Source organism: Nioella aestuarii (assembly GCF_050896395.1).
GTDB classification, from domain to species: Bacteria; Pseudomonadota; Alphaproteobacteria; order Rhodobacterales; family Rhodobacteraceae; genus Nioella; species Nioella aestuarii.
Genome location: NZ_JBPBBA010000018.1, coordinates 42,754 through 64,391, shown reverse-complemented (window position 1 = coordinate 64,391; position 21,638 = coordinate 42,754). Strand labels below are relative to the sequence as shown.

Genomic DNA, 21,638 nt, shown 5'->3' with positions numbered 1-21,638 from the left:
CCTCGTCCTCAATAGGCGTTGTCGATGTCAAAATTGTAGAGCTTGCGGGCCGAGCCGTAGCGGCGGAACTCTTCCGGCTTTGCGTCCGCACCAGCGCGCGCCAGCAGGTCGGCCAGCAAGTCCAGATGTTCGGGGCGCATCTCTTTCTCGACGCAATCCGCGCCCAGGCTTTTCACCGATCCGCGCACGAAAAGCCGCGCTTCATAGAGCGAGTCCCCAAGCGCGTCGCCCGCATCGCCGCAGACAACCAGATTGCCCGCCTGCGCCATGAAGGCCGACATATGCCCAATATTGCCATGCACCACGATGTCGATCCCCTTCATGGAGATCCCACAGCGGCTGGAGGCATTGCCCTTGATGACCAACAGCCCGCCATGCCCGGTGGCGCCTGCATATTGGCTGGCGTCGCCCTCGACGATCACCGAACCTGACATCATGTTTTCGGCCACGCCCGGCCCGACAGAGCCCTGGACATGCACGGTTGCCTGCTGGTTCATGCCCGCACAATAGTACCCGGTATGGCCCTTCACGGTCACTTCTATGGGTGCGTCCAGCCCCACGGCCAGCGCGTGGCTGCCACGGGGGTTCAAGATTTCCCAAGTGGTCTGGTTGTCGCCGCCTTTCTGCGCCTGAAGGGTTTCGTTCAACTCGCGCAGCGAGGTGGTTGCTAGGTCGATCTGGCTCATCTCAATGGCTCCAGAAATAGACGGTGGCGGGCTCGGGCTCCCAGACCCGGGCGGCGTCGATGCCCGGAAGGTTCACCAGCGCGCGGTATTCGCTGCCGAAGGCCACGTATTGATCGGTTTCGGCCATGACTGCGGGCTTGCAGGCAATGGGGTCACGGACCACGCCGAAGCCTTCCTTGGTGCCCACGACAAAGGTGAAGAACCCGTCCAGATCGGTCAGCGAGGCTTCCAGGGCTTCGCCCAGAGTCGCACCGTTCTGCATTTTCCAGGTCAGGTAGGCGGCGCCGACTTCGGTGTCATTCTCGCTTTCGATCCGAACGCCTTCGCGCCGCAGTTTCCTACGCAGGCTGTTGTGGTTCGACAACGATCCATTGTGGACAAGGCACTGATCCGGCCCGGTGGAGAAGGGATGCGCGCCCTCGGTTGTAACCGCGCTTTCGGTGGCCATGCGCGTATGTCCAATCCCGTGGGTGCCGGACATGGCGGGCAAGTTGAACCGGGCCGCCACCTCGCGGGGCAGGCCGACCTCCTTGTAGATCTCGATCACGTCGCCATCACTCATCACCCGGATACGGCCCGGGCGCTTGGCGATTGCGGCGCGCGCGGTCTCGACCTGATCGGCTGGCAGTTCCAGAACGGCATGAGTGTCGTTCGTGCGCAGGATGACGGGGGTCCCAAGCGCTTCTTCCAGCTCAGCAGCTAGCGTTGCGAAATCCTGTTCCGGATTGTCCGACTGCACCGTCAGCTTGGCCCGGTTGCCAGAGGCGCCGTAAATGGCGATCCCGGCGCTGTCCGGGCCCCGGTCGGTCATGGTGATCAACATTTCTGTCAGAAGTGCGCCGAGCTGGGGCTCCAGCGCCTTGTCCTTCAGGAACAGTCCAACGATCCCGCACATCTGTGCATTTCCCTTTCAAAGAGTGGTCCGGTCGATAGGCTAGCAGCAGTTGGCTTGTATATGAACCCTTAGGAAAAAAATTTTCACAAGGGGCAATTTTTTCCATCAAATTTCGGTATTGAAACACCTTTGCCGTCAGATTTAGCGGCAGAGAGCACACCTGCGCATCTAATATGCGCAGTAAAAAAGCGTGCGCCGTCCAACAGGCAGGAATCAGGTGGTCGCCCCGCTAGGCGGTTTGCGGATACGCAATTATCGACAAATAGCGTGCAGGCAGGCGCTTGAGTATTTCGGGACCGTGCGGCGCATCGGCATCGAAGTGGAGCGTATCGCCCGGGCAAAGGTGATAGAGTTCGTCATTGTGGCGATACATCACTTCGCCTTCCAGCATGTAAATGGTCTCGATCCCGCCATGCTGGAAGGTCGGAAAGACATCCGATTCCTCAGTGAGTGTGATCAGATAGGGTTCTACGATCACCCCGCTGGCATTGGCACCGATATGGCCTAGCAGGTTGTACTGATGCCCCGCACGGGTGCCTTCGCGCGCAATCTCTACGCCTTTGCCGGCCTTGGTGTGGACGGCTTCGCGGTGTTCCTCAAACCCCCGGAAAAACGCGGTCAGCGGCACTGACAGCGCATGGGCCAGCGTTTGCAGGGTCGTCAGAGAGGGCGAGGTATTGCCGTTCTCAATCTTCGACAGCATCCCGATGGACAGCCCCGTCAGCCCGGCAAGCTCTGCCACCGTCATGCCCTGTTGCTGACGAAAGCCGCGCACCTCGCGGCCGATCGCGACCTCTAGTACTTTTTCGCGCTCATCCGTCTGCCGGTGCGGGTTTTGCTTCAACTTTGCCACGGGATCATTCCTGCCTGTTCCGGCGTTTCATCGGGCTTATCTAAGCTGGTTTGCGAAAGGTTTGGAACCGGCAACCGTTTCGGACCGCAATTAACGAAGCGACACACGGATGCGCGTCGGGGCCCTTGCCTGTCCGTTTCTCTTGCGTCGGTTGCACATCTCGGGTGCGCTCTGCTTGACCCTCGTGGCGTGGACAACCTAACTGCGCGCAGGGCAGGGGAAAGCTGCATCTGGCTGCGGAAAAGGACCACTATGAAGACAACCGCCGACTCATTCGACGCTTACGAGGCCATCCGCACCCTATTGCCAGCCATGCCCGGACCGGGTGCTGGACAGTCTCTCAGCTCTCTTATGGACATGGCCGATCAGGTGGATGCCTTCGTCTTCGATGCCTTCGGGGTGCTGAATGTGGGTGATTGTCCAATTCCCGGTGCGTCCGAGCGGGTCAGGGAACTTCGCGCTGCGGGCAAGCTGATCCGGGTGCTGTCGAATGCTGCAAGCTATGACCGTGCGGCAGCTTTCGCCAAGTTCGAACGGCTTGGCTTCCCGCTGACCGAGGAGGAACTGGTCACCAGCCGCGATGCAACATTGCAGGCCGTGGACGACAGGCTATGGGGTGTGATTGCCGCGCCGGAAGACACTCTGACGGATCTGGCATACCCGGCCATCCGGCTGGAAGATGCCCCAGATGATTATGACCGGGCCGAGGGGTTCCTGTTCCTGTCAACCAGCGACTGGACCGACCGGCGTCAGGCCTTGCTGCAAGCCAGTCTGGCCCGTCGTAGCCGGACGGTGCTGATCGGCAATGCCGATCTGGTCGCACCACGCGAAACCGGCCTGACATTGGAACCGGGCCACTACGCGCAATCCCTGCCCGGAGGTGATATCCGCTTTTTTGGCAAACCCTTTCCGGATGTCTACGACCTGGTGCGCGTGACGTTGCCCGGAATTCTGCCTGAGCGGATAGCGATGTGTGGCGATACCCTGCACACAGATATCCTGGGGGCGGCAGCGCAGGGCTGGTGCAGTGTGCTGGTCACTGCCGACGGACTTTTCGCCGGAGAAGATACGCTTTCCTATGAAGCCCGTTCCGGGATCGTCCCCGATTGGCGCGTCGCTCGTATCTAGGCACGGGGGATCACGCTGCCATGCTGTGGCACGGTGGCAGGCCCGCCCCTGCAGGGATTGCCGACAAGTATCGTGATCGCTGGCAAGTCCATCGCCAGCGGGATCAGCCCTTGCATACTGGTGAAATGGCGGCAAGCTGTGCTGACGCTGACGTAAAGCGAAGGGGCAATGATATGACCGACAAACCGGATCTGGTGATACGGGGCGGCCGCGTGGTGACGCCAGAGGGCATTGTCGAGGGCGATATCAGCGTAGCTGGCGGGATCATTTCGTCCATTGGCGCGCCGGTTTCACAAGCCGTGGAGGAGATCGACGCCAGTGGTCGCTGGATCATGCCGGGCGGGGTTGATCCGCATGCCCATATTGAACAGATGTCTGGCATGGGCCAGTGGAACGCAGACACGTTCGAAACCGCGACCCGGTCTGCGGCCATCGGGGGGACCACCACAGTCATATCATTTGCGGCCCAGGCGGCGGGTCAATCGCTGGCAGAAACTGTGGCTGACTATTCGGCGCGCGCGGCGCGTGGGGCCATGATCGACCATGCCTTTCACCTGACGCTGACGGATCTTGCGGTGCCGGGGTTCGACCGCGACTTTGAAACGCTGATCGCAGCAGGGCACCGGTCGCTCAAGGTCTTTACGACCTATAATATTCAACTGGCCGATGCTGAAATTCTGCGGGTTCTCACGATGGCGCGACAGCACGGGGCGCTTGTCTGTGTACATGCCGAGAATGACGCGATCATTTCCCAGGCGCGCGATGCGCTGATCGAAGCGGGTCAAACAACCCCGCGTGACCATGCAAGGTCCCGCCCGAGGATGGCCGAGATCGAGGCGGTCGAACGTATATGCCGCTTTGCCGAGTACCTTAATCAGCCGGTGATGCTGTTTCATATCTCGACAAGGGAAGGCGCCGACGCGATCCGCCTGGCACGCGAGAGGGGCGCTCCGGTCTGGGCCGAAACCTGCCCCCACTATCTGTTCATGACCGAAGATGTGCTGGCCAAGCCTGCACTGGAGGGGGCCAAGTGGATGTGCTCTCCGCCGCAGCGGACGGTGGATGATCAGGCGGCTTTGTGGTCGGCGATAGAAGAGGGGGTCGTGAGTCTCGTGTCGTCCGATCATGCGCCCTATCGCTTTGACAAGACTGGCAAGCTTTCCGCGGGGGCAAACCCGGGCTTTCATCAGATTGCAAATGGCCTTCCCGGTCTGGAAACGCGGCTGCCCTTGATGTTCGATGCCATGGTTTCGAACGGGCAGGGCGGGGCCGAAGCCTTCGCAGAGGTTACATCGACAGCCCCGGCACGCATCTACGGATTGCCGGGCAAAGGGGCTATTTCGCACGGAATGGACGCCGATCTGGTGATTTGGGATCCGGACCGGACCGTCACCTATGGCGCAGATGATCTACATGACAATGTTGGCTACAATCCTTGGCAGGGCCGAACCGTCAAGGGCTGGCCAGAGCGTGTGATCCTTCGGGGCCGAACGCTCGTCAGTGACGGGGTCTTCAGTGGGGTGCCGGGCAGCGGAAAGTGGATCGCAAGACCCGCCCTGCCGGACAGATTGTGGAAAAAGGACCAGACAGGAGAGCTATGATGAACCGGCCAGAGACCGCCAACGACCTGGCGATCACCTTTTTCTACTATCGGGATTTGCCAGCAGCCATGCGGTTTTACGAGGATATCCTTGGCCTGCCTCTCGCCATTGATCAGGGCTGGTGCAAGATCTACAGGATCTGCCCTGGTGCCCATGTCGGCCTGGTGGATGAGGCGCGGGGCATGAACAAATGGACTGCGGACAAGCCCGTCCAACTTTGTATCCGCGTGCCTTCGGTTGATGCCTGGTACGCATATGCGCAGGCAGAAAAGCTGGACAATCTGTCAGAGCTGTTCGTCAATGACGAGATCGGCATTCGTGCGTTTGTCTTCAACGATCCCGAGGGCTACCAGATCGAGATCCAGTCCGCGACCAGGCCCGGCGCATGACGTCACTCATCGTCATCAACCCCAATTCCTCTCAGGCCGTTACCGACGGTATTGACGCCGCCATAGATCCGCTGCGTCGCTTCGGAACTCCGATAAGGTGTCTTACCCTTGCCGAGGGGCCACCGGGCATCGAGAACCAGATGCAAGCGGACCTGACGATCGCGCCGATGCTGAAACTGGCCGCCGATCAGCGCGATGCTGCGGGCTATGTCATCGCTTGTTTCGGTGATCCCGGGCTACATGCCCTGCGACATCAGACTGCGCTGCCAGTGGTCGGTATCCAGGAAGCGGCAGTCATGACGGCGCTGACACTCGGCCAGCGCTTCGGCGTCATCGCTATTCTATCTGCATCCATTCCCCGCCATTTGCGGGCATTCGGGGCCATGGGCGTCATGGAACGGCTGGCGGGGGATCGGGCCCTGGGGCTTGGTGTTGCGGAGCTTGCGAACAAGGACCGGACGCTGGGTGCGATGATCGACGCGGGCAAACGCCTGCGGGACGATGATGGGGCGGATGTGCTGATCATGGGATGCGCCGGAATGGCGGGTTTCCGAACAGAGTTGGAGGCGGAAACCGGCTTGCCCGTGGTGGAACCCTGCCAAGCGGCTGTCAGCATGGCCTTGGGCCAGATCGCCTTGAAGATGAGCCACAGACCAAGGGAGCAGCGCGATGCTTGATGAAACCACTTCCGGCGTCTTCACCATCGCCGCCACCCCTTTTCTGCCCGATGGAGCGATTGATTTCGATAGCATCGACCGGATGGTGGATGCCTATATCGGGCGCGGGGCAAACGGTCTGACGATCCTTGGCATGATGGGTGAGGCCGGCAAGCTGTCTGCCGATGAATCCGTTGCTGTCATACGTCGAGTGACATCTCGCTGCGCGGTGCCGGTAATCGTGGGTGTCTCTGCTTCGGGGTTTGCCGCAATGAAGGCGCTTGGGCAGGAAGCGATGGAGGCAGGGGCCGCAGGGGTCATGGTATCGCCGCCCATGGGGTTGCAGACCGATGACCAGATCATCAGCTACTTCCACAACACGGCCGAAACGCTTGGCGACATTCCCTTTGTCTTGCAGGATTTTCCATTGGCCACGGGCGTCAAGATCTCTGCCTCTGTCATCTTGCGGATCGTGGAGGATTGCCCGACTTGCGTCATGCTCAAGCACGAGGATTGGCCCGGACTCGAGAAGATTTCTGCCCTGCGCGCGGCCTCTGACGCCGAATCGCGCCGGATTTCGATCCTGTGTGGAAATGGCGGCATGTATCTTCTGGAGGAGCTGCTAAGGGGCGCAGACGGCGCCATGACCGGCTTTGGCTATCCAGAGATGATGGCGCAGGTAATCTCTGCTTTCTCTGGCGGCGATCTGGAACGGGCAAGGGATATTTTCGATGCCTACATGCCCATGATCCGATATGAATCCCAGCCTGGTATGGGCCTTGCGATCCGCAAGTATTCGCTTGCGAAACAGGGGATCATTGCGCATCCGACAGTACGCAAACCCGGAGCGGGGCTAAGCAAGGCAGCAGTTTCCGAAATCGACGCGCTTGCTGTGCGACAGGCGCGGCGACTGGAGGCATTGGGCCTTTAGCGGCTGGCCGGGCCGTTCAATCCAGGACGGATCTGCCTGGTGGGATCTCACCATCCACCGATTGAAACCGGTTCCGCCCGGCGGGCAAGCGCCGCCAGAATAGCGGATGCAACCGGATGTGGCCCGGTGCCGTCAAAGCGCACCTCTGTTCGGATGGTCTGGCCCGGCATCACGAAACGAGCCGCGATCCTGTGAGCGCCACCCTTTGGAGTTGCGGTCAGGGTTACATGCGTCGCGTCTATTCCGGGGCCGCAGATCGCTGCGGCAGTGGCAGTGTTCAGTTGGTCCGGGAACCGGGCGGCTGCCTCACTTAACGGGCCACGAAACAACACGCCGGGATTGTCGGAAAGTGTCGGGCTAAATTGCCGAATGAAGAGCCGTGATGTCAGGCTGGGTGGGCATAGGGTCGGCCCCGAGATCCAGTCTGTGAAGAGGCAGAGCTTATGCCGCTTGCGTAACGCAGTCGCTTGCAGCTGTTCACGCAGAACCGGGTCGATCAGGGCGGCTGCACCGACTGTCCAAAGATCTCCGGTGCTTAACGCGGCGGCCCCGTGGCGGCGAAGGGCCTGGGGACCGGCAGCATCAATGGTCAACCGGGCCGATGGAAGATCATCATCATGCCGTCCCACGACCGCAACCAGCTGATAACCCGGCAGATCGTTGAGACCACGAGCGACTTGCGCTCCGATCCGGCCTTTGCCGATCAGTGAGACTGTGATGGGATCGCTTGGCATGGTGGGCAAGGCCCCGGCCCCAAAGCTTGGGGCAGGGGCGGTGTCGCATTTACTGGATGGACGCCATGAAGGCAGACACTTCTTCCAGCGAGATATAGCGCTGTTCGGTCATGCCGCTGTCATCAAAGACCCAGGACACAGCGGGAGCCGAAACATTGCCGTTGGCGTCGAATGTCACAGCCCCGGTTGCGCCCTGATAGGACACCGATCCGCCTTCGGAGAGGATCGCCATGGCCTGAGCAAATCCTTCGACCGTGGCCGGGATGGCTTCACCATCTGGGTCAGTGACACGAGGCACCTGAGCAGCAATCTCCGTGCCCGTCGCGTCGCGGCCAGCCGCGTGGTAGGCCAAAAGCGCAATCGCAGCAGCGTCGAAGCTGTTGGACAGGCCCGGACCGCTGGGCGCTGCGCCGAAATGGGCGGCGTAGGCGTCAACGAAGGCCTCGGCGCTTGGGACGCGGGGGCTGGAGGTGTCGGTGCCGATGAAATCGCCAAGATTGGCGAGGCCGACAGTGGTGCGGAAGTCGTCAGACCGCAGGGAGTTCGCCGCGATCATGACCGATGTACCCCCCAGGCCCAGCCACTCCCGCACGAAGGAAATCCCTTCGGTCGGATATAGCGCAAGGTAGAGCGCGCCGGGCTGGTCCCGCAGGGCCTGCGTCGCCTCGGCCCGGTAGCTGGGCTGACCATCGTTCAGGGCAATGGACGCATGAACCTCGATGCCAACGGCCTCGAACGCCGCAGCGGCCATACGGCCGATATCCTGCCCCCAGTCGTCGTTCTTGTAGACGACGGTAATGCTTTCGATGCCCGCATCACGCGCCAGCATCGCGGCCACTGCCGCCTGAACGTCTGCGGTGGCAAAGGTGCGGAACCACAGGCCACGCGCTTCACCAGAGGCCGCGATTTCCGTCAACCGGGTCGAGGACGAACAGCAAGACATCTGCATAACGCCCGCAGGTGCTGTGACCGAGGTCAGGATCGGAATGGTGATGCCAGAGGACACCGTGCCGATCAGAAGTTGCACCTGATCGATATCGACCAGAGCGCGAGCCGCATCGACGCCAACGCGGCCATCGTTCTGGTCATCGCGCAGGATCATGTTGACCTCGCAGCCGTCGATGCCACCGGCTTCGTTGATCATGTCGCCAACCCAAAGCGCGGTTTCCGCAATTGGGCGGCCCCAGTCGACCGAAGTCGGGTAAAGTGTGCCGACATTGACGCTACAGTCCTGCGCGAGAGCCGCGCCCGCCTGAAGCCCTAGTGCCAGCGCCGAGGCGCCAGTCAGTCCGAGAATATACCGTTTCATGGTCAGTCTACTCCTTGTTGGATGTGGGTGCGGCCTTGCCGGCCGTCGTTGTTCGGTTGGTGGAAATTCGTTCTGGTAGCAGCCCCTCGGGCCGCCAGAGCAGCATGGAAACGATCAGCGTACCGATCAGGATATACTGAATCGACCCGGCGTCGAGTTGCATGGACTCAGGGGCGAGCCGCGTCAGGGCGAAACCGCTGGTGGTCCAGACACCCCAGATCAGCACCGCGCCCAGAACCGCTCCGCGATTGTTGCCCGCGCCGCCCACGATCAGCATGGCCCAGACCTGGAAGGTCAGGATCGGCAGCAGGTCCTGCGGGCTGACGAAAGCGGTGTAGGACACGTAGAGACTGCCAGCTGCGCCCATGATCGCGGCCCCGATGACCAGCGACCAAAGACGCAGGCGTGCCGGGCTCTTGCCTAATGCGCGTGCCGCGGTTTCGTCTTCCCGGATCGCACGCAGGGCACGACCGAACGGAGAATGCACCAGCCGCTCGATCCCCCACCAGACAAGGCCGAGAACGATCAGGACCAGCGCAAGAAAGACGATACCATAGGTGAAGTTGTCGGCGACGAGGGATTCCAACGGTCGGGGGAAACCGCGCAGGCCACGCGCGCCGCCAGTCAACCACTGGGAATTGCGCGCGAGCGATTCCAGCGCCACGGCCACACCGAAGGTGGAAATGGCAAGATAGTCGTGCCTCAGTCGCAGCGTCAGCAGCCCGACCACCCATGCCAACGCCGCCGCCAACAGGATACCACCGAAGAACGCGACCAAGTAGGGCTGCTCAAAGCCGCCGAACTGGCCCGGCTCGGCCCGGCCACCCAGGATCATCGTGCCGTATGCGCCTGCCCCGAAGAAGGCCACGACACCCCCGTTGAAAAGGCCCGTGTACCCCCATTGCAGGTTCAGCCCGAGCGTGATGATCGCCATGATGCCGGCCATGGTCAGAAAGAAGGTCAGGTAAGACACGACACCGATCATTGTTGTTCCTCGCCAAACAGGCCCTGCGGGCGGATCAACAAAACGGCCAGGATGATCAGGAAAGGCATCGCAGGGGCGTAACCGGCAGGCAGGACCATCAAGGCCAACCCCGAAGCGATGCCGACGATGAAGCCGCCCAGAACCGCACCGTAAACGCTGCCAATGCCCCCCACGATCGTCGCTGCGAAGACGGGAAGCAGGAAGACCGGACCGATCATGGGGTTGAGCTGGTTGGTCAGCGCGTAGAGGGTGCCCGCCGCCGCCGACAGCCCGCCTGCAATGATCCAGACAGCCGCGATCACCGTCGACAGCCGCACACCTGCAACCTGCGCCAGTGCAGGATTTTCTGCGACAGCCCGTAGTGCGAAACCGAAGGTTGTGCGAGTCAGAACAAGGTGCAATGCCATCATAAGCACCAGCGCCAGCACCAGCACGAAAACCTGGTCGGGCTTGATCAGGATGAGCGGATCGAAGCTGAGAATATGGGCGCGGGCGATCTCCTGCGAATAGAGCTGTGCGTGATGACCGAAGATCAGAACGATCACGTTGCGGATGATCAGCGCCACGCCGAAACTGGCAAAGACCATCGACAGAGGGTCGGCCTTTTGCCGGATGCGGCGGAACACCAGCCAGTCGATGATCACGGCGGACAGCCCCGTCAAGATCATCGCAATCACCATCGACAGGGCCAGAGCTCCGGTCAGGGTCAGTGGGGCGAACGCTTCGTCCAGCACCGGAACCAGTGCTGAGAAAAGCCGGTCGAAGACCAGCGCCGCATAGGCGCCGATGGCCAGCAGTTCCGAATAGGCGAAATTGGCAAAGCGAAGCATATGCATGATCAGGGTCAGGCCGATCGCACCGAGCGAGATGATCGCCCCCGTCAGGATGCCGTCTAGAACGCTTTGGATCATGACGGCACCATCCGCTTACCGCCTAGGTATATCTCGCCCACCACCGGGTCTGAGGCGATCTGCGATGCTGGCCCGTCAACCTGATTGCGCCCTTCTGCAAGGATATAGCAGTGATCAGCCACGCGCAGGGCCTGCTTCACGTTCTGCTCGACCAGCAGCACCGTCACCCCCTGATCGGTCAGGCTGCGCGTCAGGTCCAGCACCTCGCCCGCGATCTTTGGCGACAGGCCAGCGGAAGGCTCATCAAGCAACATGACCGAAGGCCGGTTCGCCAGTGCCATGGCAACGGCCAGCATCTGCCGCTGTCCGCCCGACAAAGCGCCTGCGCGCTCCGTCCGCTTGTCGCGCAGCGCCGGGAAAAGATCGTACAACTCATCCAGCCGGGTTGCTCTGTCAGATGCCCGGCGCAGGACCAGCATAAGGTTCTCGCGGATCGTCAGGTGGCGGAAGATGTTGTCGGTCTGCGGCACATAGGCCAACCCATGCGCGCCCATCAGGTCCGGGCGCAGGCCGGTGATGTCAGCCTCTCCCAGCATCACGCGCCCGGCGCTGACCGGCACAAGACCTGCAATCGCCTTTATCAGCGTCGATTTCCCGGCCCCGTTCGGCCCGATGATCACGGTCAGCTTTGCGTGCTCTGCGGTCAGGTTCACGTTGCGCAGAATGGGCAGGTCTCGGACATAGCCTGCTTCCAGATTTTCGATGCGCAGCGCGGTCATGCGGGGGCCCCCAGATATGCCTCTAGCAGGTCGGGATTCGACTTGGCCTCATCTGCGGTGCCCTGGAACATGACCTTGCCTTCGGCCAGCGCAATCACCGGGTCGCAGTGGCGCATCACGAAATCCATATCGTGCTCGATCACCACGAAAGTCACGCCACGGCGGTTCAGTTGTTCGATCCGGTCGATCAGAATATTGGTCAGCGACGGGTTGACGCCTGCCGCTGGTTCATCGAGCAGGATGACCGAAGGATCGCCCATCAGCGCACGGCCAAGTTCCAGCAGTTTCATCTGCCCGCCCGAGATCTTGCCCGCGGGATGATCCGCAAGGTGGGAAAGCGTCACGAAATCTAGGATCTCTTTTGCCTTCGCATGAAGCTTGCGCTCCTGCTCAGCCACCCGGCCCCGGCGGAACAGCGCGCCGGACACGGTTTCACCGACCTGTTCGGGTGGTGCCAGCATCAGGTTGTCCAGCACACTCATCCGCCGAAAGGGACGCGGGATCTGGAAGGTGCGCGCAAGGCCAAGCCCAAAGAGGGCCTCGGATGGTTTGCCGGTGATATCCTGCCCGTTCAGAGACACCGTGCCAGCAGTGGGTTTGAGGCTTCCTGCCACCATGTTGAACAAGGTGGTCTTGCCTGCGCCATTGGGGCCTATCAGCCCTGTAATGCTGCCCTTTCGGATATCCAGCGTCACCCCGTCCACGGCCCGGAATGGGCCAAAATCGCGGGTCAGCCCGCTTAGGGTGAGGGCGGCCTCTGTCATGCGCCGTGCACCTTGTCTGCGGGGTTGGTGTTCAGGTTGTACTTCATGATCCGGCCATGACGGCTGCTGCGATCGCCTTCCAGCCCGTAGACCGGGCCGTTCGGGCCGCTTGCCTGTGCGAGTATTGCATTGATCTTCGCCTGATCCTCTGCATCGAGGGCGAAACCGAACACCTCCAGCGTCTTGGGCAAGTGGCGGGCATAGCGCGCACCAACGATGGTCGCGGCAACCTGAGGCTGATCCAGAACCCACCGGGTCGCGACCGAGGAGAGCGCCACGCCGTGCTTGTCCCCGATGGCCTGCAAGGTTCGCAGCAGCGACTGGAACAGCTCCCACGGGCCGAACTCGTCGATGATCAGCCGGTATTTCACGAGGCTGCGGTTTTCGAAGGCAAAACCCGGGTCGGGTTGACCAAGCCAGTTTTCGGTCAGGAAACCGCCCGCCAGAGTGCCATAGGCCAGGATCTGAACATCGCGCTGCGCCCCCCATTCGCTGAAAGCCCCGGCCGGCCGACGGTCGAGCACCGAATACTGCACCTGAGCCGACACAACGTCGAAGCCCGCATCGCAGAACCGGTCCATCACCGGCGTGTTCCAGTTGGTCGCGCCCAGATTGGCGATTTTTCCGTTCTTCTGGCAGTCCTTCAGCACGTCGAGCGCCTCGACCGCGTTGCCGATGGACATGTCCCACCAGTAGAACTGCACCAGCGGAATCTGTTCGATCTGAAGCCGTTTCAGCGACCGGTCGACAATGGCTTCCACCTCGTCGGGGCGGATGTCTGCCAAGCGGCCAAGGTCCGGCACCAGCTTGGTGTGGACCATGACGCGGTCGGCCACCTCTGCCCCCCGCCGGTTACGGACATCGGCAATGAAATGGCCGATCATTTCCTCAACGCCGGTATAGATATCAGCGCAGTCGAAGGTGGTAATTCCGGCGTCCAGAAAGGCCTCCATATCGGCGATGGCTTGTTCGCGGCGCACCTCGCCATGGTCGCCGGCCAACTGCCAGCCGCCTTTGATCACGCGGGAAATGCGGTGCCCGGGGCGAAGATCGGCCGTTTCCACGGTCATTGGCCGGGCTCCTGCCAATAGGGGGTGCTGCGCTGATCCGGCAAGCCTGTGGTCGCGGCATGAGCATACCAGCGTTTGCCTTCCCGGATGATGCGGAACCGCCCGCCACAATGAGGATCGGGGCAGGCGACCTCGGCGTCGGTGCTGATCCAGTCGTCTTCGTCCGTGGGGCGTTGCTTGGCGGGAAGCAGGGGCAGAACGGCGGCCAGCGCATACATTGAGACCTTGTGTGGATGGTCGAAGACGAGGTTCTCGCCGATCACCCGGAACGCTTCGCCCTCTACATGGCGGCATACGGGTGTGCGCCCGTCGAGCACGGTCTCAACCCGAAGATCATGGAGCCAGAAGCCCCGTTCGCCGTCCTTTTCCATCGCCCCGCCTTTCCGGTCTTGCCGTATGATCTGCGATCTGTGATATTTAATCACAGAGGAACCACAAGTCTGTCAAGCATCACATGAACGATCCCGCGATTACCCGCATCGACCCGACCAAACTGCGCGAGAACGCCTATTTTGCATTGCGCGATGCCTTCACGCGCGGGGCCTTTGCCCCCGGTGACGTGTTGACGCTTCGCGATCTGGCAGGGCAACTGGGCGTGTCCATGACCCCGGTGCGCGAAGCCGTACGTCGGCTGGTGGCCGAAGGTGCGCTGGTCGATACGCCCTCGCGCAAGCTGATGGTGCCCCCCTTTGACGCCCGCCGTGCAGGTGACCTGATGGCGGCCCGGCTGGCGATGGAGGCGCTGGCGCTGGATCAGGCAATGGACAGGATGACCGGGGCCGATCTCGATGCGCTTGATGCCGTGTTGGCGCGCGTGCCGGATAAGCCGGGAAGTCAGCCTGATCTGGTGACCAACCACGATTTCCATTTCACACTTTATCGCATTGGTGGATCCGAAGTGCTTCTACCGATCGTAGAGGCGTTGTGGCTGCAATACGGGGCTTATCTGAACCTGATCATCAATCGCCCCGGCGTGACCGATATAGAAGAACATGTGCATCACTTCGAGCTGATGAACGCATTGCGCAAAGGCGACCGGACTGCCGCCCATCTGGCCCTGAAAACGGATATCACCCGGTCATTCACCTTCCTGTTGCCGCCGGAGTAACCCCATGACGACGCGCCCGAACCGCTTGAGACTGTCTGAAGAGCTGGAGATCTCTCGTGCGCTGACCGGCTTGTGGCAGGTGGGGGATATCGAAAAGGATGGCGATCTGATCGACCCGGAAACCGGCGCAGATTGGTTGGCCGCCTATGTTGCCGACGGGTTCGACACCTTTGATATGGCCGACCATTATGGCAGTTCTGAAATCATCACCGGGCGTCTGTTGGCGCGCGGTGGCTCTCCCCGACCGCTGGCCTTTACAAAATGGTGTCCGCCCCCCGGGCCAATGACTCCCGATGTGGTCCGGGCAGGGGTGGAGGACCGGCTTCGGCGCCTTCAGGTTGACCGCATCGACCTGCTGCAATTCCACTGGTGGACCTTCGAGCATCCACAATGGCTCGACGCGCTGCACGAACTTGCACGGCTGCGCGACGAGGGATTGATTGCCGAGCTGGGGGTAACGAATTTCGACGCAGCTCACTTGAACCTTGCCCTATCCGATGGTGTTCCGATCCTGACGAACCAGGTCAGCTTTTCGTTGATCGACCGGCGCGCGGCCGGCGATCTGGCAACGGTCTGTGAACGCCATGGTGCGTGGCTATTGGGCTATGGGACATTGAACGGTGGGTTTCTGTCGGACAGGTGGCTGGACAAGCCCAACCCGACGGATATCTCGGACTGGTCCAAGATGAAGTATCACCGTTTCATCGAGACCGCCGGGGGCTGGGACGCGTTCCAGGGGATCTTGCAGGCCGCGGCGGGGATCGCGCAAAAACATGGTGTTTCGATCTCGAACGTGGCGACCCGATGGGTTCTGGAACAGAACCGTGTCGCGGGCGTCATCATCGGCGCGCGTCTGGGCGAGGCGGTTCATACGGCCGACAATCTGCGGCTCTTCTCCTTCTCGTTAGATGATGCGGATCGCGCGGCGCTTCAGTCTGCCTTTTCCGCAACCACCCCGATCCCTGGTGATTGTGGCGACGAATACCGCAAGCCGCCCTTCCTGACGGCCTCCGGTGACCTGTCACATCACCTGGACAGCATTCCAAAACCGTATGCGCCGCAACCTGCGGGCGGGGGGGCAACCCAGGTCCTGACCGGATCCTACTGGGAAGATGCGGCGGGCTACTGCCGTGCGCAGCGGATTGGGGATAGGGTGCTCGTGTCGGGTACCACGGCGATTGCAGGGCTGGATCGCCCAGTGGCCCCACAGGATGCCGGGGCACAGACGACATATATCCTGGATCGGATCATTGCGTCGATGCTCTCACTCGGTGGACGGGTAGAGGATATCGCCCGCACGCGCATCTACATCACGGATGAAGCCGATGTTCTGGACATCTCTCGTGCACATGGCCGCGTCTTTGGAGAGATCAAGCCAGCCAACACCCTGGTCCGAGTTGCCGGTTTGATCGGTGATCACCGCGTGGAAATCGAAGCCGAGGCAATCCTGAATCGGACGTGATCCAACCTGATCTTTCCCTCAGCAAGGGCTGCCTTTTACGAAAGCCTCGATGAAGGCACGATTGCCCACCTGGCGCTAAGGCTCCTCATCCTGACAGCCACCCGATCCAGCGAAGTAAGGTTCTGCCACGTCGATGAGATCAAGGACGACCTCTGGGTCTCGCCCGACGACGCGCTTTTGGCTTTGGATGTCGATGGGGACGGCATCATCGACGACCATTCCGAGCTTTTGGGTATGATCTGATTATTGCACTACAGAACCGCTAGGCGCTCGGCCATTCAGCACGGATCGTGGAAGGTGGGGCGAACGCAATACATCCAGATCTGGCGGCGCAGGCACTCGGAGAGTGCTGTTCTATTGTGCATTCATAAGAACTTTCTGCAGATAAATCGGCAACTGACGTCTCTTGAGAGTGCAAGCCGCCGGAACGTGTTGTGATGCTTGCCAAGCGGTATAAGGAGCGAGTCCATGACCGCACCTCTAACCATTGTCGTCGTTGAAGAAGACCGTGACCGGGCCGTTGCCGTTCTGGATGCGCTGAAGGACAGTTTGGATTGCACGGTTCATGTGATCGGGAATGTTTCTGGCCTGGCGCAAAAGATCGCCGCCCACCAGCCCGACGTGGTGTTGATCGACATCGACAACCCGACCCGTGACATGCTGGAGGAACTTACGCTCGCCTCCGGCCCTTTGGACCGGCCCGTTGCGATGTTTGTGTCTGACGTCATCGCCAATGGGACAGTTTAGGGTAATTTGATAAGAGAGGATTTCTGGCACATCGTAACCACCAAGGAGTGGAGATGAGACAGAAACCCGGAACCAAGCAGAGCCACGGCGAGAAGGTCGTCAAGGACAAAGCACGGTCTCTTCGTCTGTAGCCCCGCTGGCGATGTCTGCATCGCATTTCTCACGCGGGAGCATGACCAGGCAGAAGGGTTTTGTTTCCGCCCAAAACGTCTCGTAATCCATCGGCTCAAGCCATTCCACAATATCGTCTATGTCTCTGAATCTCATAATGAAACGATCCTATCAGATCGCTTCAGTCACGCGCAAATTCTGCCAGAAAACCAAGGAATTCTGCGATGATCAGCCTCACGAATGAAGTCAAAGACCTGTTTCAAGCGCGTAGCGATCTTCTCGAACTGCGCAAGGAAGCTGCCAAAGCACTGAATACCGAAGAATGGAAGGCTTGCAAAAAGGTAGTCGAGAAATTTGACGGCGAGCGGCGCTTCACGAAGCGCCAGTATGAATTGGAATAGCCTCGTTCAGCGCCTCGACGCAGAAGTCGGCTTCCAACGTGTTCGAGATGCGCCAGGCCAGCACCTTGCGGGTGTGCCAATCCATGATGGCGACCAGATACAAGAACCCGCGCCGCATCGGCAGATAGGTGATGTCCGCCGCCCAGACCTGATTGGGCCGGGTCACCCTCAGACCGCGCAACAGATAGGGGTAGGTCTTGTGACCCTTCGCTGCCTTGCTGGTGTTGGGCTTCTGGTAGATCGGCATGAGCCCCATCAGCCGCATCAGGCGACGGATACGCTTCTCGTTCACCAGGTGCCCCTCGTTGCGCAGGTGCCAGGTCATTTGCCCGACGCCGAAGAACGGTGTTTCCAGGAACTGCTCATCAATCCGGCGCATCAGCATCAGGTTCATCGCCGTCTCGCCCTTGGGCTGGTAGTAAAACGACGACCGCGAGATCGACAGCAGTTGGCACTGCTTGCCGATCGACAGGCCGGGGTTGTCCGGTTCGATCATGCCGCGCCTCACGTCACGCCCCAAGGCTTGAGCTTTCTGGCCAAAAAATCGTTGGCGACGGCCAACTCCCCGATCTTGGCATGCAGCTCCTTGACCTGTTCCTCGTCGATCTCCAGCGCCTTCTTGCCGCCACGCTCAAACACGCCCGACGCACCCTCGAGTAGGGCTTTCTTCCAGGCGTGGATCATAGTCGGATGAACCCCGAACCGGCTCGCCAGATCGGCCACCGTCTGTTCCCCCTTCAGCGCCTCAAGCGCCACCTTCGCCTTGAACTCCGGCGAATGCTGCTTCCGTTTCGACATCTCTGATCTCCTTCTCGTCGAAGATCAGCAGACAGCAAATCGTAGCTTACGTCAGTGTCCGAAGCTCGGGGGGGAGCTCACAGACTTCAACGAGGACTTTCCGTTGCGCGGGTTTGTAGCTTGCGACTGTTGTGGCAACGCGATGACGGCTGCGTGGTCGAAAGGCAAGTATCGGCACTTTGCGTACTATCGTTGTCAGACACGGAATTGCGAGGCCAAAGGCAAGTCGGTTCCGAAGGCAAAGTTGGAAGATGGCTTTGCAGAAATCCTCAAAAAGATGGAGCCCGCCCATGGGCTGTTCGAGTTGGCCAAGGCCATGTTGCGCGATGCTTGGAACCTGCGCCTCGTTATCGCGCACAATGAAAAAGAGGCGCTTAAGAAGCAGCTTGAAGACCTAAATCGTCAGCTCGAAAACATGCTGTATCGGATCGTTGAAGCAAACAGCGCGTCCGTGGTCAGCGCCTATGAAACCAGAATCGAAAAGCTGGAACGTGACAAGATCGTGCTTCAGGAGCGAATTACCAAATCCATCCCGCCAAAGGGACGGCTGGAGGATTGTATTGAACTCTCCCTGAAATTCCTATCAAGCCCTTGGAATATATGGAAGAATGGTGACTTCGGTCTGCGCCAAACTGTACTCAGACTGGCGTTTTCGGAGCCGCTGCGATATAGCCTAAATGGGGCGTATGGAACTCCCGAATTTTCCTTCCCTTTCAAATACTTAGGGGGATTTCGGGCTCAAAAAGCGAGATGGTGCCGCAGGGGAGGATTGAACTCCCGACCTCGTCATTACCAATGACGCGCTCTACCACTGAGCTACTGCGGCCCGCTTCGTGTGGGCGGTGAATTAGACTCAATCGAAGCATGGTGCAAGCGCAATCTGGACCCTTTTTCACCATGGTAGTATGGAAGGGGCCATGAGCACCGAGAAACCCCCAGTGAAAGCAGGGCATAGCAGCCCGAAAAAAACGCCGCAAAGCCGCGAAGAGCGGTTGAAAGCGGCGTTGAAAGCGAACATGGGCAGGCGCAAGGCGCAGGCTCGCGCTCGGGCGGCATCCGAGGCAGAGCAGGATAAGAGTTGACCGGCACGACCGGAAAAGCTCGGACATAATCAGAGAGGCAAGGCATTGGATCGGATCATCATCAAAGGCGGAAGTGAGCTGAACGGCGCGATTCCGATTGCGGGCGCGAAGAATGCCTGCCTGACGCTCATGCCCGCGACGCTTCTCAGCGAAGAACCGCTCACGCTGACCAACGCGCCGCGCCTGTCGGATATCCGGACCATGACCGAGCTTCTGCGCTCGCTTGGTGCGGAGGTGACGGCGATGAACGATGGCAAGGTGATCGCCATGTCATCGCACGGGGCCGACAATCACATGGCGCATTACGATATCGTGCGGAAGATGCGCGCCTCGAACCTTGTGCTTGGGCCGCTTCTGGCGCGTCACGGTCAGGCAGAGGTATCGCTGCCCGGAGGCTGCGCCATTGGTGCGCGCCCGATGGATATTCACATCACGGCGCTCGAGGCTCTGGGCGCCCAGATCGAACTGCGTGACGGGTATCTGCACGCCAAGGCGCCCGGCGGCTTGAAAGGTGCGGTGCATGAGCTGCGCTTTGCCAGCGTGGGGGCGACTGAAAACGTGGTAATGGCCGCGACGCTGGCCAAGGGAACCACGGTGCTGAAAAACGCCGCGCGCGAGCCTGAGATCGTCGATCTGGTGCAGTGCCTGCGGGCCATGGGGGCGCAGATCGCGGGCGAGGGGACATCGACCATCGAAATTCAGGGTGTCGACCGCCTGCATGGCGCGACTCATCCCGTTGTCACCGACCGGATTGAACTGGGCACCTATATGCTGGCCCCCGCCATCACTGGTGGCGAGGTGGAGCTGTTGGGCGGCAAGCTCGGCCTTGTGGAAAGCTTCACCGCCAAGCTGCACGAGGCCGGGATCGACGTTGAGGAAACCGATAAGGGCCTCAAGGTCCGCCGCGCCAATGGGCGTGTGAAGGCGGTCGATGTGGTGACAGAGCCATTCCCGGGCTTCCCCACCGACCTTCAGGCGCAGATGATGGCGCTGATGTGTACCGCGAATGGGACTTCGGTGCTGGAAGAGAAGATCTTCGAAAACCGCTTCATGCACGCGCCCGAGCTGGTGCGCATGGGCGCTCAGATCGATGTGCATGGCGGTCATGCCACCGTGACGGGTGTAGAACGGTTGCGCGGCGCGCCCGTAATGGCGACCGACTTGCGGGCCTCCGTTTCGCTGATCCTTGCGGCGCTGGCGGCGGAGGGCGAAACTGTCGTGAACCGGGTCTATCATCTGGACCGTGGATACGAGCGGGTAGAAGAGAAGCTGCGCGCCTGTGGGGCGCATATTGAGCGGGTACACGGGGATGGCTGATGCACGCTTTGAAGATGGCGGCGAAGAGCCGCTGCGCCTGAAAGCGCAGGACGGCGACGATCTGAAGGTGATCTCGGCGTTGATCCAGGACGCGATTTTCCCGATCACGGAAATGACATGGGATCGGACCAAGCGCCGCTTCGCGCTGCTCTTGAACCGTTTCCGTTGGGAAGAGGGGTCGCGAATCCGCGAACACCCGCCCGAGCGGGTGCAATCGGTGCTGGTGATCGACGACGCGCTGGCCGTGGCGTCGCAGGGTATCAACCGGGCCGATCCTGAAATGGTTCTGTCCCTGCTGGCGCTCGATTGGGCGGCGGGCGAAGATGGAACCGGGCGGATCACGCTGGTTTTGGCGGGGGACGGCGCGGTTGCGGTCGATGTGGAATGCGTCGAGGTGACCTTGCGCGATGTCACACGCCCCTATCTGGCCCCTTCTCGCAAGGTGCCGGACCACCCGGAATGATCCGTTGGCCCCTGCGGCTGCGTATCCGGCGGCTTGTGGCTGACGATGCCGCGCTTTGGCGTGACCTGCGGCTGGAAGCGCTGGCAAACCATCCAGAGGCTCATGGCGCAACCCATGACGATTGGGCTGGTCGGCCATTGACGGACTTTGCTGAAAGCTTGGGCGCGGGATGCATCCTTGGGGCGTTCAAGGGTGATGCTCTGGTTGGCTCAATGGCGCTGGATGCCTCTGACAGCAGGGGAGAAATAACCGCGGTATATGTTCGGGCCGATCAACGGAATAAAGGCATCGCGCGCAGACTGTTCAAGGTGCTGCGACGTGAGGCGAGGGGCAGCGGAATACAATGCCTGTCGCTGACGGTTGCCGAAACCAACCTTCCCGCATTGCGGTTCTATGAATCTGTGGGCTTCCACCCTACGGGCCAGCCGTCGCGCGCACTGGCGCGCGACGGTCGTTTGCTCAATCTACTGACAATGACGATGGCGCTGTGACGGGAGGGACAAAAACCCGCCACAGAC

At 60.8% G+C, this 21,638-nt stretch carries 27 protein-coding genes, 1 tRNA gene and 1 pseudogene; 15 read left to right on the top strand and 14 right to left on the bottom strand.

Annotated elements, in window-relative coordinates; translation table 11 throughout:
• Positions 1-8: 8 nt before the first annotated feature.
• The 3 genes from ACROHD_RS11825 to ACROHD_RS11815 all read right to left on the bottom strand — a co-directional run bounded on the left by ACROHD_RS11825 (position 9) and on the right by ACROHD_RS11815 (position 2,434).
• Positions 9-686, bottom strand: a complete 678-nt coding sequence (locus ACROHD_RS11825) for a GltB/FmdC/FwdC-like GXGXG domain-containing protein (RefSeq protein WP_432678080.1) — start codon at positions 684-686, stop codon at positions 9-11.
• A gap of 1 nt (position 687) precedes the next feature.
• On the bottom strand, positions 688-1,581 hold the full coding sequence (locus tag ACROHD_RS11820) for a class II glutamine amidotransferase (protein ID WP_432678078.1): 894 nt from the start codon (positions 1,579-1,581) through the stop codon (positions 688-690).
• A 229-nt stretch (positions 1,582-1,810) separates the two neighbouring features.
• Positions 1,811-2,434: a helix-turn-helix domain-containing protein gene (locus tag ACROHD_RS11815; RefSeq protein ID WP_432678076.1), complete on the bottom strand. Its 624-nt coding sequence runs from the start codon at positions 2,432-2,434 to the stop codon at positions 1,811-1,813.
• Between the two features lie 252 nt (positions 2,435-2,686).
• Here ACROHD_RS11815 and ACROHD_RS11810 point away from each other — a divergent pair, with 252 nt between their 5' ends.
• From ACROHD_RS11810 to ACROHD_RS11790, 5 genes are all read left to right on the top strand, one after another.
• Positions 2,687-3,562, top strand: a complete 876-nt coding sequence (locus ACROHD_RS11810) for an HAD-IIA family hydrolase (RefSeq protein WP_432678074.1) — start codon at positions 2,687-2,689, stop codon at positions 3,560-3,562.
• 173 nt (positions 3,563-3,735) lie between these two features.
• Positions 3,736-5,163, top strand: coding sequence for a dihydropyrimidinase (gene hydA, locus ACROHD_RS11805; protein WP_432678072.1), 1,428 nt, complete (start codon positions 3,736-3,738; stop codon positions 5,161-5,163).
• Positions 5,163-5,552, top strand: coding sequence for a VOC family protein (locus ACROHD_RS11800; protein ID WP_432678070.1), 390 nt, complete (start codon positions 5,163-5,165; stop codon positions 5,550-5,552). Before hydA ends, ACROHD_RS11800 begins: the two co-directional genes overlap by 1 nt.
• A complete protein-coding gene (locus tag ACROHD_RS11795; protein WP_432678069.1) occupies positions 5,549-6,229 on the top strand; it encodes an aspartate/glutamate racemase family protein in 681 nt (226 codons plus the stop codon). Before ACROHD_RS11800 ends, ACROHD_RS11795 begins: the two co-directional genes overlap by 4 nt.
• Positions 6,222-7,139 (top strand): dihydrodipicolinate synthase family protein, encoded by a 918-nt coding sequence (locus ACROHD_RS11790; RefSeq protein WP_432678067.1) that lies wholly within the window; start codon positions 6,222-6,224, stop codon positions 7,137-7,139. The genes ACROHD_RS11795 and ACROHD_RS11790 overlap by 8 nt, the downstream gene beginning before the upstream one ends.
• Positions 7,140-7,186: 47 nt before the next feature.
• Here ACROHD_RS11790 and ACROHD_RS11785 read toward each other — a convergent pair whose 3' ends face one another.
• From ACROHD_RS11785 to ACROHD_RS11750, 8 genes are read right to left on the bottom strand one after another with little or no spacing between them, the layout of a single operon-like run.
• The gene (locus ACROHD_RS11785) at positions 7,187-7,873 is read right to left on the bottom strand and encodes an aspartate dehydrogenase domain-containing protein (RefSeq protein ID WP_432678065.1); all 687 of its coding nucleotides are present in this window, start codon (positions 7,871-7,873) and stop codon (positions 7,187-7,189) included.
• A 49-nt stretch (positions 7,874-7,922) separates the two neighbouring features.
• Positions 7,923-9,182 carry an ABC transporter substrate-binding protein gene (locus ACROHD_RS11780; protein ID WP_432678063.1) on the bottom strand — a complete coding sequence of 420 codons (1,260 nt, stop codon included), beginning with the start codon at positions 9,180-9,182 and terminating at the stop codon, positions 7,923-7,925.
• 7 nt (positions 9,183-9,189) lie between these two features.
• The gene (locus ACROHD_RS11775) at positions 9,190-10,167 is read right to left on the bottom strand and encodes a branched-chain amino acid ABC transporter permease (RefSeq protein ID WP_432678060.1); all 978 of its coding nucleotides are present in this window, start codon (positions 10,165-10,167) and stop codon (positions 9,190-9,192) included.
• Entirely contained in the window at positions 10,164-11,078 is a 915-nt protein-coding gene (locus ACROHD_RS11770) for a branched-chain amino acid ABC transporter permease (protein WP_432678058.1), read from the bottom strand. Before ACROHD_RS11770 ends, ACROHD_RS11775 begins: the two co-directional genes overlap by 4 nt.
• Entirely contained in the window at positions 11,075-11,797 is a 723-nt protein-coding gene (locus ACROHD_RS11765) for an ABC transporter ATP-binding protein (protein ID WP_432678056.1), read from the bottom strand. Before ACROHD_RS11765 ends, ACROHD_RS11770 begins: the two co-directional genes overlap by 4 nt.
• Complete coding sequence (locus ACROHD_RS11760) at positions 11,794-12,561, bottom strand: ABC transporter ATP-binding protein (RefSeq protein ID WP_432678054.1); 768 nt, start codon at positions 12,559-12,561, stop codon at positions 11,794-11,796. Before ACROHD_RS11760 ends, ACROHD_RS11765 begins: the two co-directional genes overlap by 4 nt.
• Entirely contained in the window at positions 12,558-13,631 is a 1,074-nt protein-coding gene (locus ACROHD_RS11755) for an aldo/keto reductase (RefSeq protein WP_432678052.1), read from the bottom strand. Before ACROHD_RS11755 ends, ACROHD_RS11760 begins: the two co-directional genes overlap by 4 nt.
• Complete coding sequence (locus ACROHD_RS11750; RefSeq protein WP_432678050.1) at positions 13,628-14,002, bottom strand: TIGR04076 family protein; 375 nt, start codon at positions 14,000-14,002, stop codon at positions 13,628-13,630. The genes ACROHD_RS11755 and ACROHD_RS11750 overlap by 4 nt, the downstream gene beginning before the upstream one ends.
• An 83-nt stretch (positions 14,003-14,085) precedes the next feature.
• Here ACROHD_RS11750 and ACROHD_RS11745 point away from each other — a divergent pair, with 83 nt between their 5' ends.
• The 5 genes and pseudogenes from ACROHD_RS11745 (at position 14,086) to ACROHD_RS11725 (ending at position 17,460) form a co-directional block, all read left to right on the top strand.
• Positions 14,086-14,739 carry a GntR family transcriptional regulator gene (locus tag ACROHD_RS11745; RefSeq protein WP_432678048.1) on the top strand — a complete coding sequence of 218 codons (654 nt, stop codon included), beginning with the start codon at positions 14,086-14,088 and terminating at the stop codon, positions 14,737-14,739.
• A 4-nt stretch (positions 14,740-14,743) separates the two neighbouring features.
• Complete coding sequence (locus ACROHD_RS11740; protein ID WP_432678046.1) at positions 14,744-16,201, top strand: aldo/keto reductase; 1,458 nt, start codon at positions 14,744-14,746, stop codon at positions 16,199-16,201.
• 177 nt (positions 16,202-16,378) lie between these two features.
• Positions 16,379-16,444 (top strand): hypothetical protein, encoded by a 66-nt coding sequence (locus ACROHD_RS20790; RefSeq protein ID WP_490166576.1) that lies wholly within the window; start codon positions 16,379-16,381, stop codon positions 16,442-16,444.
• 225 nt (positions 16,445-16,669) lie between these two features.
• A pseudogene (locus ACROHD_RS11730) lies at positions 16,670-16,918 on the top strand (ANTAR domain-containing protein); the annotation flags it as partial.
• 365 nt (positions 16,919-17,283) lie between these two features.
• Positions 17,284-17,460 (top strand): hypothetical protein, encoded by a 177-nt coding sequence (locus tag ACROHD_RS11725; RefSeq protein WP_432678042.1) that lies wholly within the window; start codon positions 17,284-17,286, stop codon positions 17,458-17,460.
• Here ACROHD_RS11725 and ACROHD_RS11720 read toward each other — a convergent pair.
• Together ACROHD_RS11720 and ACROHD_RS11715 are read right to left on the bottom strand one after the other, a co-directional pair.
• Positions 17,432-17,956, bottom strand: a complete 525-nt coding sequence (locus ACROHD_RS11720; protein ID WP_432678040.1) for an IS3 family transposase — start codon at positions 17,954-17,956, stop codon at positions 17,432-17,434. The genes ACROHD_RS11725 and ACROHD_RS11720 overlap by 29 nt on opposite strands.
• A gap of 8 nt (positions 17,957-17,964) precedes the next feature.
• Positions 17,965-18,258: a transposase gene (locus tag ACROHD_RS11715; protein WP_432678038.1), complete on the bottom strand. Its 294-nt coding sequence runs from the start codon at positions 18,256-18,258 to the stop codon at positions 17,965-17,967.
• Between the two features lie 142 nt (positions 18,259-18,400).
• Between ACROHD_RS11715 and ACROHD_RS11710 the strand changes: the two genes are divergently transcribed.
• A complete protein-coding gene (locus tag ACROHD_RS11710) occupies positions 18,401-19,057 on the top strand; it encodes a hypothetical protein (protein ID WP_432678096.1) in 657 nt (218 codons plus the stop codon).
• On the opposite strand, the gene ACROHD_RS11705 is transcribed toward ACROHD_RS11710, so the two are convergent.
• A tRNA-Thr gene (locus ACROHD_RS11705) sits at positions 19,010-19,084 on the bottom strand. The genes ACROHD_RS11710 and ACROHD_RS11705 overlap by 48 nt on opposite strands.
• Before the next feature lie 91 nt (positions 19,085-19,175).
• On the opposite strand from ACROHD_RS11705, the gene ACROHD_RS11700 reads away from it, so the two are divergent.
• The 4 genes from ACROHD_RS11700 to ACROHD_RS11685 are packed head-to-tail and all read left to right on the top strand — an operon-like array spanning position 19,176 to position 21,611.
• On the top strand, positions 19,176-19,340 hold the full coding sequence (locus tag ACROHD_RS11700) for a hypothetical protein (protein WP_432678036.1): 165 nt from the start codon (positions 19,176-19,178) through the stop codon (positions 19,338-19,340).
• Positions 19,341-19,385: 45 nt separating this feature from the next.
• Positions 19,386-20,657 (top strand): UDP-N-acetylglucosamine 1-carboxyvinyltransferase, encoded by a 1,272-nt coding sequence (gene murA, locus ACROHD_RS11695; RefSeq protein WP_432678034.1) that lies wholly within the window; start codon positions 19,386-19,388, stop codon positions 20,655-20,657.
• Positions 20,650-21,120: a DUF2948 family protein gene (locus tag ACROHD_RS11690; RefSeq protein ID WP_432678032.1), complete on the top strand. Its 471-nt coding sequence runs from the start codon at positions 20,650-20,652 to the stop codon at positions 21,118-21,120. Before murA ends, ACROHD_RS11690 begins: the two co-directional genes overlap by 8 nt.
• Positions 21,117-21,611, top strand: a complete 495-nt coding sequence (locus tag ACROHD_RS11685) for a GNAT family N-acetyltransferase (protein WP_432678030.1) — start codon at positions 21,117-21,119, stop codon at positions 21,609-21,611. The genes ACROHD_RS11690 and ACROHD_RS11685 overlap by 4 nt, the downstream gene beginning before the upstream one ends.
• Positions 21,612-21,638 lie beyond the last annotated feature (27 nt).